We start from the raw sequence: 13,787 nt of genomic DNA, 5'->3' as shown, positions 1-13,787 counted from the left end.
GGCGGCTCACAGGGCGATCAACCGGATCGCACCGGCGTCGGTCACATTCAGGGCCGCGCACATCTCGGCGCTCAAGGCCACGGGTTGCCCGGCGCGATAGTCCAGTTCGGCGACAATGGCGCGGTAGTCCTTCAACGAATCGTTGCTCACCAGGTAGCTGCCGCGCGCATCGATGGCCGAGCCTGGGTGCACCGTGCCGGTCTGGCTCTGGGCGATGGAGCGAATGTTCGAGGTGCGTGCATACAACGTCGGGCCACCGTCGAACAGGTCGATGTAGCTGTTGGTCTCGAAGCCTTCGCGTTCAAGAATGTCGAAGGCCTCCTGACCGTCGGGATGAATCCGGCCGATACAGGCCTGTGCCGCCGGGGGCAGCATCGGCACGTAGATCGGGTATTGCGGCATCAGTTCGGCGAGAAATGTCCGGCTCTGCAGACCGCAAAGCCGCTCGGCCTCGACGTACGGCAGGTCGAAGAAATGCTTGCCCAGCGCATCCCAGAACGGTGACTGGCCCTGTTCGTCGCTGTAGCCAACGATTTCGGTGATCACCGCTTCGGCAAAGCGCGCCTCGTGTGCGGCGATGAACAGCAGCCGCGCCCGGGACAGCAATTCGGAAAACCGCGTGCGCTCCAGAGCTGCGTCGATATGGAAACCGCGCAGCAACGTATGACCACTGAGGTCGTGGCACAACGACAACGCCGGCACCCCGTGCTCGATGTTCAACTCCCGTGAAGCGCTAGTGAAATGACGGTTGCGCAAACTGTAGAACGGTTCGCTGAACCCGGCAGTGGCGAGAATTTCCGAGCAGCCTGCCAGACGGCGGGTCGTAAGATTTTCCAGCACGAAGAAGTAGTTCTCCGGGCCAGGACCCTGGACGTCTTTCTCGAACGAAGCGCAGGAGTCGAGAATCTTCTCGCGCAGGCGTTCGGTGTCGTCCGGCAAGGACGTGACCCCCACCAGACTCGCGCGCGCCAGTTGCTGCAACTGGGGCAGGTCGGTTAACTCCACCGGGCGTAAGACCAGCATGGATGTACTCCTGTATCAAAGGGTTCAGCGATTTGCACCGAACCTGACTATCACTGTCGGTTTCCACGCGTTAAATCGGCAGTCGCCTGAATTCATGTCAGACGCTGCCCTTTTTCTTGTCAGCCATTGCTTGGGTCGGGTAGGACCGTGCTGGCACCCAGTTTGTTGAGGAAGAATAGATAGACCAGCCCCAGGGCAATCCAGATCAGGCCGAGTTTCTGTGCATCGACGCCCATGTTGTACATGATGGCCGCGACGATGATGAAGCCGATCACCGGGCAGATCAGGTGACGGACCACCTGGCCGGACTTCTGCCGACGCCAGTAATAGTTGATTACGGTCAGGTGCAGCAACATAAAGCCGCTCAGGGCGCCGAAGTTCACCAGGGAGGTGAGGGTGTCCACCGAGTTGATAAACAGGTAGCAGATCACCAGCGACAGCGCCGCCACCAGATAGATACTCACATACGGTGTGTTGTGTTTCGGGTGCACCTTGGCCAGCACTTTCGGCAGTTTGCCGTCCCGGGCCATCCCGAACAGCAGGCGTGAAACCGCCGCTTGCGAGGTGATCGCAACCGCGACGCCCCAGGCCAGGGCGGTGGCCACGGCGGTCAAGGTTGCCAGCCAGCTGCCGGCGGCGATTTCGGCGATTTCATAGAACGCAGTGTCGGCGGACTTGAAGCCCAGGCCGGCGGCCAGATCCGTGGCAATCCAGGTCTGCACGACGAAGATCACGCCCATCACCAGCAATGTGATCAGCGCAGCCTTGCCGACACTGCGGCCCGGGTCGCCCTTGATCTCTTCGGCGAGGGTGGAAATCGCATCGAAACCGAGAAACGACAGCACCGCAATCGACACCGCTTGCATCAGCAGGGCGAAGTTGAATGTCTCGGGGTTGTACAGCGGCGCCAAGGTCAGTTGACCGTTACCGCCGCCGTTGTGCAGGGCATTCCAGGCATAGAACAGGAAGATCCCCAGCACCACCAGCTGCGCCAGTAGAAAGACGATGTTCATCCGCGCGGTGAAGGTAATGCCCCGCAGGTTGACGAAGGTGGCGCTGACCAGAAAGGCCAGGATGAAGCCGACTTTCGGGATGTCCGGGTACAAATGATTCAGCGCCATCGCCGCGTAGACGTAGAGCAGCGGCGGAATCAGCAAATAATCGAGCAGCATCAGCCAACCGGCGATAAACCCGACATGCGGGTTGAGGCCGCGTTGAGCGTAGGAATACACGGAGCCCGCAATCGGAAAGGCCCGGGCCATGCTGCCGTAACTGAGGGCGGTGAACAGCATCGCCACCATGCCGATGATGTAGGCCAGCGGCACCATCCCCGGGGCTTCGGCGTTGACGTAACCATAAACGCCGAACGGGGCGATGGGGATCATGAAGATCATCCCGTACACCACCAGGTCCGTCAGCGACAGGCTACGTTTCAACTCCTGCTTGTAGCCGAATTCTTCTATTTCCATGAAGCCCTTCTCCTTGATATGAAAGCAGCTGCAGGCTGCGAGTTTGAAGCTATTGCTCTACAGCAGTGGCGCCAGATAGTCGGTCCAGCGACCGATGTCTTCGGGCGTGCGCAGCAGATCGTTGCGTACCTCGATCAATACCGACTCAAGCCCTCGTGCATCGCCGTGAACCGGCACGGTCATGTCACCCAGCGGATCGACTTTGTACGGCTGATTACCCGCGACTTTCAAGGGATGCCGACTCAACCCGTCGATCACTCGCTGCGCGTATTCCCCGGCCTGTCCGTACAACACGCCGGCTTCCAGCGCGCGTGGCTGGCCGTAATAGATCGGCGTAAAACTGTGAATCCCCACCACGCGAACTGGTCGACCTTGCGCCACGCGGGCGTCGATCAAGGTTTGCAGGCGTGTATGAAACGGCTTGAACAGGCAGTGCCGGCGGTATTCGCGGGTGGCCTCGTCCAGATCCCGATTGCCCGGCACCTGATAAATCTCGCTCTGCAATGGAATGCTGTCCGGCGCATGGCGTGGGCGATTGAGGTCGATCAACAGCCGTGAATAGTTGGCCGCCAACAGGGTCGCGCCCAGTGCTTCGGACAAACCCTCGGCCAGCGCCAGGGCGCCGATGTCCCAGGCGATGTGTTCGCGGGCGGCTTCATGGCTCAAGCCCAGGTCATTTAGCTTGGCCGGGATGAAACGACTGGCGTGTTCACACACCAGAATCAGCGGGTGCCCGGAGGCTTCCCGGCTCAGGGTGTACGCAGGCTCGGTGTAGAACCCCAGTTCGGCGGACTCAGTACAGGCGCGCATAGTGCTCACAAAGATCGGCGGGCGAGAGCTGTTCCGTCAGCCTCAGTTCCTCGGTTTTAAGGGCGAACCAGGTGTCCAGCAAAGCGCTCGGCAGGGCTTCGATCAGCGCCTCACTATTGCGCAGGCATTCCAGGGCCTGGGACAGGGACGCGGGCAGGGCGACGATGCCGCGGGCCTGGCGTTGTTCTTCGCTCAGGGCATCGGGCACTTCATCGGTGATCGCGTTCAGGGTCAGGCGCTGTTCGATGCCCAGGCGCCCGGCGATCAGCAACGCAGCCATGGCCAGATGCGGCGAGGCGGTGGCGTCCATGGCGCGAAATTCCAGGTTGTACTGCGCCGCCAGGGCTTTGCCGCCCAGGCTTACAGTCGGGCAAATCCGCAGCGCCGCTTCGCGGTTGCGTTGGCCGAGGCAGGCGTAGGAAGCGCTCCAGTGATGGGGCTGCAAACGCTCGTAGGAAACCGGCGTCGGCGCGGTAAAGGCGCAGAGCGCCGGCAAATAGTGCAGAACGCCGGCGGCCCAATGCTGGCCGAGGGTCGACAGGCCGTTGGTGGTGCCGGCGTCATACATCACCGGGTGGCCGGCCAGATCCTGCAGACTCACGTGCAGATGCACGCCATTGCACACCGCCTGCCCGGAGGTCTTGGGCGCGAAACTCAGGTCCAGGCCCATTTGCCGGGCGATCTCACGGGTGATCTCGCGCACGTTCACCGCACGGTCGGCGGCGGCGACGCCAAGGGCCGGGCGGCAGGTGATTTCGTATTGGTGCTTGCCGTATTCCGGCAGGAACATCTCTGGTTCCACACCGCCGGCACGCAGTGCGCTGAGCAACCAGCCGCCGAACTCGGCGCCCTGGCGCTGCGCCTCAAGAGAGAACGCCAGACGCTCAACCGCGCCGCTGCCGAGGTTGAATTCATGTTCGAACGCGGCGTTGATCTGCAGTCCCAGTTCGTCGCGATAACGCTCCACTTCGTTGCGCAACAGCGTGCGCGGGCAGGCGCCCCATGGGCGGCCATCGGTTTCGCGAATGTCGCCGTGAATGAAGTCCAGCGCCGGGGCATTGGCGTCCGGGCCGTTGTTGACGGTCACGCGACTGCTCAAATCCGGGATCAGCCGCAAGTCTCCATAAGCACCCCATGGATTGCTGGAGGCGATGATGTCTTGCGGAGTCAGGGCGCTGTTGGCCGGCACCCAGCCGCAGCCCACCACGTGATAGGCATCGAGTTCGTCGGTGGGAAAGGAACGGCCGCGCGTCACGCCAATCAGGTCGGTGGTGACGATCGTGGTCATCGGCAGTGGCGACAGGCGTGCGCTCATGGCTGCATCTCCTGTAACCGGCGGAGCACGGTTTGGGTATCGGTGATCCAGCAGTAGCCCTTGATGGCGTTCAGGCAGGCGTGATGCCGTTGTTCGGTGTAGGTGGCGCAGGCATCTTCGACCAGCGTCACCAGGTAACCGCGGTCGGCGGCGTCGCGCACGGCCATGTCGACGCATTGGTCGGTGACGATGCCGGCGATGATCAGGTGTCGGGTTTCAAGGTTGCGCAGCACGTAGTCGATGTTGGTGGAGTTGAAGACCCCGGAAGAGGTCTTGGGCAGCACGATTTCGTTTTCGATCGGTGTCAGGTCATCGATGATTCGAGCTTGCGAGCTGCCCTTGGGCAGGTGCATGTCCGAGAGTTTGTGATCCAGCGAACGATCGCGACCATCGGCGGTGAGGCTTTCGATGAGCGTGTGCAGCACGTTTTGTCGTGCATTACGAAAGGCACTGAGCAACCGGCGTTGATTGGGCACCACTTGCATGTGGGCGCGGGTCAGAAAGTATTCGGCATCCGGCCCGTTGAGGTGCGGATCGAACTGCGGCTCAAGCCAGGCACGTTGCATGTCCACCAGCAACAGCGCGGTGTGGTCGGCGGCAAATGGCAAGTCCCGGGGCGAGTGGTGGGGGAGCGTGAACATCCTTATTTTTCCTCCAGCAAGTGGGTGTCGAAGTCGGTCCGCAGGGCATCGATGCCTTCCAGGCGATCGGCCAGATCGGGGCTGCGCAGGGACAGGCAGGCAACCAGTGCTTCAACCTGGGCCAGCGCCGGAACCATCGAGTCGAAAGCCGACGCCGATTCCACCGGTGCACTGATGATCAGGTCGGCCATTTCTCGCAGCGGTGAGGCGTAGATATCGGTGAACAGCACGACCCGCGCATGTCGGCTCTTCGCGGCATTGGCGACCCGCAAGGCCTGGGACTGGTAGCGGCGATAGTCGAACACCAGCACCACGTCCTGACGCTGCACGTCGAACAAGCGGTCGGGCAATTGCGCGTTGTCTTCCAGGGCAAAACAACCGGGCCGCAACAGGCGCAGGTGGTTGAGCAAATAGTTGGCGAGGAAACTGCTGAAGCGGCCGCCAAAGCAATGGACCTGATGGCGGGTGTCGAGCAGCCATTCCACCAAAATTCGTACATCTTCGGGTTGGGTCAGCGCCTGGGTGTCGACCAATGCCCGATGACTGTTCGCCAGATAGTGGCCCCAGGGATCATCTTTTTTGAGATGGGCGCGGGGTTGCAGCAGGGTACTGGGGGAGCGCAAGCGGTCATCCATGTCGCTCAGCAAGGCTTCCTGAAAGTCGGCATAACCGCTGAAACCAAGCTTCTTTACCAGCCGCACGATGGTCGGATCGCTGACACCGGCATGTTCGGCCAGGCGTGACATCGGGCCCAGCCCGTTACGCGGGTATTGATCCAGCAAGGCACGTATGACTTTGCGTTCCGACGGTGTGAGTTCCACGCCGGGATCGGTGATCAGGTCTCTGAGAGAGGGCATCCGGGCTCCTGCTGGATGGGTGTGTCGGTTTCGTTTCATAAATTGCTAAAATAGTATTTATGTAACGTGTGCTACATGTCTAGTGAATTTTTCCGAGGATTTTAAAAGTCCAAAAATGGGGCGAAAACCCCGTGCGCCGGGGGCTACGCGTATGTCGACTGGTTTTGTAGGACATCGCCGATAGTGGTGTCAGAGATCGCTACTTTTCAGGGATAAAATGGGGCCGCCAACCCGATCGACTGCTTGAAACGAAGCGCCCTGGATCGCGCTTCTTGCGGCACAATGGGCCGATTGTTCTCGGCATCGTGCCGTCATCCACCCCATCGACAGAGTGATCTTCCGTGCAGGCGACCCGCTTGACCCTGATGTGCCACGCTCGAACCGTCGCACAAAAATTGGCGTGTTTTCCTACGAATGAGCCGTTGGAAATGGATTGGCAATCGGCGCAGGGTTCTCGTTGCCGTCAGTTCAAGGGTACCCCCCGTGTGCTCTGTGGCCCGGAACTACGGACCCGGCAAACTGCTGAGCTGTTTGGCGACGATGTGGAGATTGTCGCGGCGCTGGCAGATTGCGATTTCGGACGCTGGAAAGGCTCGTCGATCGATGACCTGCAAACAGCCGAACCGGAGACGCTCCAGGCCTGGCTCAATGACCCGACCTCGGCGCCTCACGGTGGAGAGTCGGTGGCACAACTCGGTGAGCGGGTGGCTGCGTGGTTGAGCACCCTTGAGGCGACGCCGGGGCATATCGTTGCCATCACCCATCCGTTTGTCATTCGCGCAGCACTGATGCAGGTGCTGCAGGGCGCGGCGTTCAACCAGATCGATGTCGAACCGTTGTCGGCCATCGAGTTGCGGTTCAACGGTCGCTGGCGGCTACGCTTGATGGGCACGGACCCCGAGGGAGCACATTGATGAAAAAACTTCTGGTCATCGGTGTCGGTGCCGGCAACCCCGACTACATCACCATGCAGGCGGTGAAGGCGCTGAATTGCGTCGATGTGTTTTTCCTCATGGACAAGGGCCAGAGCAAAGACAAGCTGATCGACCTGCGCCGCGAGCTCTGTGAGCGCTACATCACCGATCACGACTACCGCTTCGTCGAAGCCCACAGCCCGGAGCGGGAACGCGGGGATGTGGACTACAAGGCCAGCGTCGAAGACCTGAACCGCGCCAAGCAGCAGACCTTCGAACGGCTGATCAACGAGGAAATGACTGACGACCAGTGTGGCGGTTTTCTGGTGTGGGGCGACCCGGCGTTGTACGACAGCACCATTCGGATTCTGCAGGCGATTCTGGCGTCAGGCCGGTGTGTGTTCGAGTTCGAGGTAATTCCCGGAATCACCAGCGTGCAGGCGTTGGCGGCGCAACATAAGGTGCCGTTGAATCGCATCGGTCGCTCGATTGAAATCACCACCGGCCGGCGGTTGGCGGCGGGGCAGGTGAGTGACGCCGACAGCCTGGTGGTGATGCTGGATGCGCAAGATGCCTACCATCACGTGGCCGATCAGGAGACGGAGATTTACTGGGGGGCTTACCTGGGGACACCGGATGAAATCCTGATTAACGGCAAGCTTAAGGATGTCGCGGATGAGATTGAGCGAGTGCGCAAGGCGGCGCGGCTGGAGCATGGGTGGATTATGGATACCTATTTGTTGCGCAAGTCTTGAGATAATGGGGGGCTGGGGTGACGCCTTCGCGGGCAAGCCCGCTCCCACAGGGATTGTGTTGTTCACAGATAATGTGTTCAACACACAAATCCTGTGGGAGCGGGCTTGCCCGCGATGAGGCCCTCAAACACACTCAAAAAACCACCTTTACCTCGCGCCCAAACCGCTCCCGATACACCGACGGCGGCACACCGACCACACTGCGAAACGCCACCCGAAAACTCTCCACCGATCGATAACCACAGTGCTGGGCAATCTGTTCGGTGTTCTGGCGAGTGCTCTCCAACAATTCGCGAGCCCGAGCCAAGCGCTCATGTTGCAACCATGCCTTGGGCGGCAGGCCGCTGGCTTCAGTGAACCGCCGCAGGAAGGTGCGCTCACTCATGGCCGCCTCGCTGGCAAGGTCACGAACTTCCAGCGGTTCGTGCAGACGTTCCCGCGCCCATTGCATGACCCGCGACAGATCGCTGCGCGGCGTCGGGCTGACCGGTGACGGAATGAACTGCGCCTGGCCGCCGGTGCGTTGCGGCGACATCACCAACCGCCGCGCCACCGAGTTGGCCACCTGAGTGCCGAAATCCCGCGCGACCAGGTGCAGGCAGGCATCGATGCCGGCGGCACTGCCGGCTGAGGTGATCAATTGGCCCGAGTCGACATAGAGCACGTCCGGGTCCACCTGAATGTCCGGAAAACGCTCGGCCAGTTCAGCGGTGTAGCGCCAATGCGTCGTGGCGCCGTGACCGTCGAGCAAACCGGTGGCCGCCAGTACGAATACCCCGGAACAGATCGACAGCAATCGCGCGCCCCGGGCATGGGCCTGGCGCAGGGCGGCGAGTAAAGGTTCAGGCACCGCCGCGCTGCGGTCGCGCCAGCCGGGGATGATGATGGTCCGGGCCTCTTCAAGCAGTTCCATCCCGCCGTCGGCCAGCACCTGAATGCCACCCATGGCACGCATCGGCCCTTGGTCGACAGCGACGATACGATGCGCATACCAAGGGAAATCGAACTCCGGTCGCGCCAGGCCGAAGATCTCCACGGCGATGCCGAATTCGAAGGTGCAGAGGCCGTCGTAGGCCAGAATCGCGACCAATCCAGGGGTGGGCTGCATTTGGCGGAAAATTCCCGGTGAGTGTCTTGTGCGCCACTGTAGCGGCAAGCGCGGGGCAGATAAAGTCTTCCCACACCCACCGAGACTTTGGAGTACAACCCATGCCCAGCCTGGTTCGCGAAATTCCCGCCGCCCCGTCAGCCATTGCCCTGATGCATTTCAGCAACCGTCTGACCTTCGAGACCGATTGTTCCGACGTCCATGGCAGCCAACAGGCCGGCGAAGTGGATTTTGTCCTGGTGGACGTGCGCGGACCGTTGGCGTTCGAACGCGGTCATGTGCCGGGCGCGATCAACATCCCGGGTCGACTGATCACGGCTGATGGCCTGGCGGCTTATTCGAAGGCCACGTTGTTTGTGGTTTATTGCGCAGGGCCCCACTGCAACGGCGCCAACAAGGCCGCGGTGAAACTGGCGGCGCTGGGTTACCCGGTCAAGGAGATGATCGGCGGGGTGACCGGGTGGCTGGATGAGGGGTTTGAATTGAGTGTTGCGGTGCAACAGCCGGTCAGTACCGTGATCGGCTGCGAATGTTGATATAGCCGAAAAGATCGCAGGCTTCGCCAGCTCCTACATTGACCGTGTACACCGGTGAAATTGCGGCTGTACGTCCCCTGTAGGAGCTGGCGAAGGCTGCGATCTTTTGATCTTGATTCAAACTGCCGTCCGCGCCGCCCACCATTGGTCGAGCGTCTCCTGCAACCAGCCAAACACGGTTGCATAGGCAGCGCTGTCCTCTGACCCCCGAGGCAGCGGCGATTCCTCGGCAAAGTGCTCATTGAGCATTGCCACCGATTCAGCATTCCACTCCGGATGGAACTGCAACCCCACCCGCGTCGCCCCGACGCGGTACATCTGCTGCTCACACACGTCACTGCTGGCCAGCAATTGCGCCTCTGTCGGTAGATCGATCGCGTCTTCGTGCCATTCCAGCACCTTCAGCGTCTGGCCATCCGCAAAGGTCACGGTGGTCCAGCCAGTTTCGGGGCGAGCCATGCGCCGCACATTCCCTCCCAGGCTCAGCGCCAGCAATTGCGCGCCCAGACAAATCGCAAACACCGGCGCGTCCTGATTCAGACTGCCCGCCAGCCATTGACGCTCCGCTTCCAGCCATGTCGGCCCGGCATTGGACTCATAAGGCCCGCCCAACAGGATCGCGGGTGCCGCACTCACCGGCGGTAACTGGCCGAGGTCGGCGCGAAACACATTCAGCGTAATGCCACGGGCCCGGGCCCATTCGGCAATGGCGCCAGGACCTTCGGCAGGATGATGCTGGATCAGATTCAACATGGGCATCACGCTTCTCTTCCGGGAATGGGTTGGCGGGGTCAATGTGCCGCAAAAAATTGTTCATCGCCAGTGCGACTGTTCAATCGGATCACGCCCGAAACCTTGTAGGTTTTGTCTGAAACAAAGGATTGTCCTACAGCCCTTGCACCACCTTGGCGCACGCTTCAAGTGCCTTGAATCCCTCGGCTGTTTTTCTATAAATATTTGTCGCTTAAACATAATTGGCCCTCCTGAAGCCACTCTAGACTGCCGGCCACTTCGGTCTTCACTAACCGAAAGTTGCCAATCGAAAGCTGCCAATAAAAGCCTCCGCACACAGGAGTTATAAATGAAGAAGCGAGTGATGTTCGGTGCCCTGGCACTGTCGATGTTGTCCCTGACGGCTGTGGCCGATGACGCCAAGCCGATTCGCCTCGGTATCGAAGCCGGTTACCCGCCATTTTCGATGAAAACCCCGGACGGCAAACTCACCGGTTTTGACGTGGACATCGGTGATGCGCTGTGTGAGCAGATGAAGGTGAAGTGCACCTGGGTCGAGCAAGAGTTCGATGGCCTGATCCCGGCCCTGAAGGTCAAGAAAATCGACGCGATCCTGTCGTCCATGACCATCACCGATGATCGCAAGAAGAACGTCGATTTCACCATCAAGTACTACCACACCCCGGCGCGCTTCGTGATGAAGGAAGGCACCGACGTCAAGGACCCGCTGACCGAGCTCAAAGGCAAGAAAGTCGGTGTGTTGCGCGCCAGCACCCACGACCGCTTCGCCACTGAAGTGCTGGTGCCGGCCGGCATCAACCTGGTGCGTTACGCTTCCCAGCAGGAAGCCAACCTGGACATGGTCGCCGGTCGCCTCGACGCGATGCTGGCCGACTCGGTCAACCTGGACGACGGTTTCCTGAAAACCGACGCCGGTAAAGGCTTCGCCTTCGTAGGCCCGACCTATGAAGACGCCAAGTATTTCGGCGGCGGTGCCGGCATCGCTGTGCGCAAGGGTGATAAAGCGCTGGCGGACAAATTCAACACCGCCATCACTGAAATCCGCGCCAACGGCAAGTACAAGCAAGTGCAGGACAAGTACTTCGCTTTTGACGTTTACGGCCATTAATAGGCTGTAGAAAAAAGTGGCCACTGTTGACGCGGTGGCCACTTTTTTTATTACCCTGAGAAACACATTTCTCGTAGGAGCTGCCGCAGGCTGCGATCTTTTGATCTTGTTTTAAAAGCAGGATCAAAAGATCGCAGCCTGCGGCAGCTCCTACGGTGGGACGGTGTATCGGCGGGAGACAGTGCGTCGGCGGAAAGAGATGTTAGGCTTTGCCCCGAATCCTGCGCTCTGTGAAGGAAGGTTTATGTTGAAGTTACTCGCTCTGCTCACGCTCCTGGCGTCCGCCGCCGTCCACGCTCAAACCCCACTGCACACTGATCTGCCGCTCAAGTACCTGGAGCAGGCCCACGCTGAATCCCGCAACCAACCTCTGGTGATTTTTCTGCACGGTTACGGCAGTAACGAGCAGGACCTGTTCGACATCAAGGATGAATTGCCGCCGCAGTACAACTACCTGTCGGTGCGGGCGCCGATGACGTTGGAGGAGGGCAGTTACCAGTGGTTTCGCCAGAAGGGCGAGGGCGCCTATGACGGCGAGACGGACGACCTGAAGGCCAGCGGGCAGGTGCTGAGGGATTTTGTCGCACAAGCGGCGAAGAAATATCACACCGAAGCGGACAAGGTATTCCTGGTGGGTTTCAGCCAGGGCGCGATGATGTCCTACGAGGTCGCGTTGCGTCATCCCGAGGTGGTGGGCGGAATTGCGGCACTGAGCGGGCGAATTCTGCCGGTGCTCAGGTCCGGGCTCAAACCAGATGAAAAACGCCAGCAGCTGGCGATTTTCATCGGTCATGGCACCGCCGACACACTCCTGCCCTACAACGACGGTACTGAGGCCGACACCCTGTTGCAGCGCCTGTCACTCAAGCCCGAGTTTCATGCCTATCCGGGTGTCGGTCACAGCATCAGCGCCACCGAGGTGAAGGATTTGAGTGCCTGGTTGCAGCGCCTCAATCCCTGAATCGGTCGGGTTTATTTGCCGCTGACGATTTGTTTCACCAGCGTTTCGTGGCCGGTTTTGTCGGTGGGGCGGGAAATGATCTGAACGATGGCCATGCGTGTGCCGGAAGCGGCCATCAACGTGCTGTCGAGGGTCATGCCACCGCCTTGGGTAGCGGTGCTGTCGATCTGCCGAAGGCCCAGGCCCGTGCCTTTCTGGGTCAGGCTTTTTTCGCTGGTTTTGTTGAAATCCGGCAAGGCGTTGCGTTGCTCGGTGGCGAACGCGGACACGGTGGCGTCGAGGAACTCACCGTCGTTGTCCTTGACGTTGGCGCCGCCGGGGATGGTGTTTTCAGCGGCGATCACCACGGTTTTGGTGGTCTGGTTGGTGTACATCGTGCCTGTCGCCCCGGCAGTGCCGGTGGCCGCATCGCCGGCTGGCAGTGGGTTGGCGATGAAACCCTTGGGCAGGGTGAAGGTGAACTTGCCGCCGAGCATCGAGACCTTCTGGGCCGGCGCTTTGTCGCTGGCAGTGGCCTTGGCCGCCTGCACATTCAAGGCACCCAGACTGGTAGCCGCCATCAGCAGCAGAACAACGGCTTTTTTACTCAACAATGACATTCAAACTCTCCTGGGGATGATCCGCGCTTTGACGGCGATCATCCCATGGATCGCGATCGGTAGCAGCTGCCGCAGCCTGCTACGTTCTCACTTTGGACGCAATGCCAGTCGTTTGGTGATCACCAGCATCCCCAACGACACGCCTATGCCCAAGACAAACCCCAGCCATCCCAATCTCGGCAACGCCAACGCCAGCACCAGACAAAACGCCGCAAACGAATACATCCCGGTTGCCGTCGCCCTGAGTAACGCTGCAGTAAACGCCGGGCCGCGAGTCTGCTGGGAGAACACCGCCATCACACTGCCCAGCACCGGGAATACCGCGAGCAGACCGCTCCAGCGTTCACCGACGGTGCTGGCCAGCAACGTCACGGCCAATGTGAGCATGGCGCCGGCCATCATGCGCAGCAGCAGTTTGTCGGACTTCGGCACCGGGCCTGAAGCGATGGGCTGCACCGAGGGAAACAGGTATGGCGCGGTCAGCAATGCGGTGGCGGCCGCGATCACCGAGAACACCAACGACGGCGGGATCAGTGACAGCACACCGGCAGCCATGGCCCAGACCAGCAGCGAAATCGTCAGCGTCCACGGCCAGCTCAAACGTTGTGCAACCTGGGCGTAGGTCACGCAGAAAGCAATCATCGCGAACATTGCCGATAACGCTGCTGTCGCCGCCTGAGCAGCGAACATCACGCCTTGCTCGATGGCGAGAAAAAACAGAATCGGCCCGACTACCACCGGCAACCCCGACAGCCAACCGGCCACGCTAGGACCCCAGCGTTTACCGGCCAGGGAAATCAGCAACAGAAATCCCGGAATCACCAGCAGTTTGAGCATCAGCACGCACGCGTCTCCATTCGGTGTGAGCCGGCCACGTTAGCATTGCGGACGATGGATTGTTCAAAATCAAAAGATCGCAGCCTTCGGCAGCTCCTACA

The 13,787-nt window shown here is 60.5% G+C and carries 15 protein-coding genes; 5 read left to right on the top strand and 10 right to left on the bottom strand.

The window, feature by feature from the left end:
* Window positions 1–6 precede the first annotated feature (6 nt).
* From TU81_RS10410 to TU81_RS10385, 6 genes are all read right to left on the bottom strand, one after another.
* Window positions 7–1,023 carry an arginine N-succinyltransferase gene (locus TU81_RS10410; protein ID WP_048394934.1) on the bottom strand — a complete coding sequence of 339 codons (1,017 nt, stop codon included), beginning with the start codon at window positions 1,021–1,023 and terminating at the stop codon, window positions 7–9.
* Between the two features lie 119 nt (window positions 1,024–1,142).
* Window positions 1,143–2,492 carry an APC family permease gene (locus TU81_RS10405; RefSeq protein ID WP_038983976.1) on the bottom strand — a complete coding sequence of 450 codons (1,350 nt, stop codon included), beginning with the start codon at window positions 2,490–2,492 and terminating at the stop codon, window positions 1,143–1,145.
* 57 nt (window positions 2,493–2,549) lie between these two features.
* On the bottom strand, window positions 2,550–3,302 hold the full coding sequence (locus tag TU81_RS10400; protein ID WP_048394932.1) for an N-formylglutamate amidohydrolase: 753 nt from the start codon (window positions 3,300–3,302) through the stop codon (window positions 2,550–2,552).
* Complete coding sequence (locus TU81_RS10395) at window positions 3,286–4,617, bottom strand: type I glutamate--ammonia ligase (protein WP_048394929.1); 1,332 nt, start codon at window positions 4,615–4,617, stop codon at window positions 3,286–3,288. The genes TU81_RS10400 and TU81_RS10395 overlap by 17 nt, the downstream gene beginning before the upstream one ends.
* Complete coding sequence (locus TU81_RS10390; RefSeq protein ID WP_038983971.1) at window positions 4,614–5,258, bottom strand: isochorismatase family cysteine hydrolase; 645 nt, start codon at window positions 5,256–5,258, stop codon at window positions 4,614–4,616. The genes TU81_RS10395 and TU81_RS10390 overlap by 4 nt, the downstream gene beginning before the upstream one ends.
* Window positions 5,259–5,260: 2 nt before the next feature.
* A complete protein-coding gene (locus TU81_RS10385; RefSeq protein WP_038983970.1) occupies window positions 5,261–6,115 on the bottom strand; it encodes a MurR/RpiR family transcriptional regulator in 855 nt (284 codons plus the stop codon).
* A gap of 341 nt (window positions 6,116–6,456) precedes the next feature.
* Between TU81_RS10385 and TU81_RS10380 the strand changes: the two genes are divergently transcribed.
* Together TU81_RS10380 and cobF are read left to right on the top strand one after the other, a co-directional pair.
* Window positions 6,457–7,029 (top strand): histidine phosphatase family protein, encoded by a 573-nt coding sequence (locus tag TU81_RS10380; RefSeq protein ID WP_048394928.1) that lies wholly within the window; start codon window positions 6,457–6,459, stop codon window positions 7,027–7,029.
* Window positions 7,029–7,784, top strand: a complete 756-nt coding sequence (cobF, locus tag TU81_RS10375) for a precorrin-6A synthase (deacetylating) (RefSeq protein ID WP_048394926.1) — start codon at window positions 7,029–7,031, stop codon at window positions 7,782–7,784. The genes TU81_RS10380 and cobF overlap by 1 nt, the downstream gene beginning before the upstream one ends.
* Before the next feature lie 133 nt (window positions 7,785–7,917).
* Here cobF and ftrA read toward each other — a convergent pair whose 3' ends face one another.
* On the bottom strand, window positions 7,918–8,892 hold the full coding sequence (gene ftrA, locus TU81_RS10370; protein WP_048394924.1) for a transcriptional regulator FtrA: 975 nt from the start codon (window positions 8,890–8,892) through the stop codon (window positions 7,918–7,920).
* A gap of 101 nt (window positions 8,893–8,993) precedes the next feature.
* Here ftrA and TU81_RS10365 point away from each other — a divergent pair, with 101 nt between their 5' ends.
* Entirely contained in the window at window positions 8,994–9,428 is a 435-nt protein-coding gene (locus tag TU81_RS10365) for a rhodanese-like domain-containing protein (RefSeq protein ID WP_038983962.1), read from the top strand.
* A gap of 117 nt (window positions 9,429–9,545) precedes the next feature.
* Here TU81_RS10365 and TU81_RS10360 read toward each other — a convergent pair whose 3' ends face one another.
* Window positions 9,546–10,187, bottom strand: coding sequence for a type 1 glutamine amidotransferase (locus tag TU81_RS10360; protein ID WP_048394923.1), 642 nt, complete (start codon window positions 10,185–10,187; stop codon window positions 9,546–9,548).
* 322 nt (window positions 10,188–10,509) lie between these two features.
* Here TU81_RS10360 and TU81_RS10355 point away from each other — a divergent pair, with 322 nt between their 5' ends.
* Window positions 10,510–11,289 carry an ABC transporter substrate-binding protein gene (locus TU81_RS10355; protein WP_038983958.1) on the top strand — a complete coding sequence of 260 codons (780 nt, stop codon included), beginning with the start codon at window positions 10,510–10,512 and terminating at the stop codon, window positions 11,287–11,289.
* Between the two features lie 244 nt (window positions 11,290–11,533).
* The gene (locus tag TU81_RS10350; protein WP_048394921.1) at window positions 11,534–12,250 is read left to right on the top strand and encodes an alpha/beta hydrolase; all 717 of its coding nucleotides are present in this window, start codon (window positions 11,534–11,536) and stop codon (window positions 12,248–12,250) included.
* Between the two features lie 11 nt (window positions 12,251–12,261).
* Here the strand turns inward: TU81_RS10350 and TU81_RS10345 are convergent, their stop codons facing one another.
* Together TU81_RS10345 and TU81_RS10340 are read right to left on the bottom strand one after the other, a co-directional pair.
* Entirely contained in the window at window positions 12,262–12,849 is a 588-nt protein-coding gene (locus TU81_RS10345) for a DcrB/PsbP domain-containing protein (protein ID WP_048394919.1), read from the bottom strand.
* An 87-nt stretch (window positions 12,850–12,936) separates the two neighbouring features.
* Window positions 12,937–13,692 (bottom strand): hypothetical protein, encoded by a 756-nt coding sequence (locus TU81_RS10340; protein ID WP_048394917.1) that lies wholly within the window; start codon window positions 13,690–13,692, stop codon window positions 12,937–12,939.
* Window positions 13,693–13,787 lie beyond the last annotated feature (95 nt).

The organism is Pseudomonas lini (assembly GCF_001042905.1).
GTDB classification, from domain to species: Bacteria; Pseudomonadota; Gammaproteobacteria; order Pseudomonadales; family Pseudomonadaceae; genus Aquipseudomonas; species Aquipseudomonas lini.
This window is presented reverse-complemented; position numbering and strand designations above follow the sequence as displayed.

Coding starts and splice junctions, on each gene's coding strand:
- TU81_RS10410 (WP_048394934.1), bottom strand. CDS start 1,023: ATGCTGGTCTTACGCCCGGTGGAGTTAACCGACCTGCCCCAGTTGCAG.
- TU81_RS10405 (WP_038983976.1), bottom strand. CDS start 2,492: ATGGAAATAGAAGAATTCGGCTACAAGCAGGAGTTGAAACGTAGCCTG.
- TU81_RS10400 (WP_048394932.1), bottom strand. CDS start 3,302: ATGCGCGCCTGTACTGAGTCCGCCGAACTGGGGTTCTACACCGAGCCT.
- TU81_RS10395 (WP_048394929.1), bottom strand. CDS start 4,617: ATGAGCGCACGCCTGTCGCCACTGCCGATGACCACGATCGTCACCACC.
- TU81_RS10390 (WP_038983971.1), bottom strand. CDS start 5,258: ATGTTCACGCTCCCCCACCACTCGCCCCGGGACTTGCCATTTGCCGCC.
- TU81_RS10385 (WP_038983970.1), bottom strand. CDS start 6,115: ATGCCCTCTCTCAGAGACCTGATCACCGATCCCGGCGTGGAACTCACA.
- cobF (WP_048394926.1), top strand. CDS start 7,029: ATGAAAAAACTTCTGGTCATCGGTGTCGGTGCCGGCAACCCCGACTAC.
- ftrA (WP_048394924.1), bottom strand. CDS start 8,892: ATGCAGCCCACCCCTGGATTGGTCGCGATTCTGGCCTACGACGGCCTC.
- TU81_RS10365 (WP_038983962.1), top strand. CDS start 8,994: ATGCCCAGCCTGGTTCGCGAAATTCCCGCCGCCCCGTCAGCCATTGCC.
- TU81_RS10360 (WP_048394923.1), bottom strand. CDS start 10,187: ATGCCCATGTTGAATCTGATCCAGCATCATCCTGCCGAAGGTCCTGGC.
- TU81_RS10355 (WP_038983958.1), top strand. CDS start 10,510: ATGAAGAAGCGAGTGATGTTCGGTGCCCTGGCACTGTCGATGTTGTCC.
- TU81_RS10350 (WP_048394921.1), top strand. CDS start 11,534: ATGTTGAAGTTACTCGCTCTGCTCACGCTCCTGGCGTCCGCCGCCGTC.
- TU81_RS10345 (WP_048394919.1), bottom strand. CDS start 12,849: ATGTCATTGTTGAGTAAAAAAGCCGTTGTTCTGCTGCTGATGGCGGCT.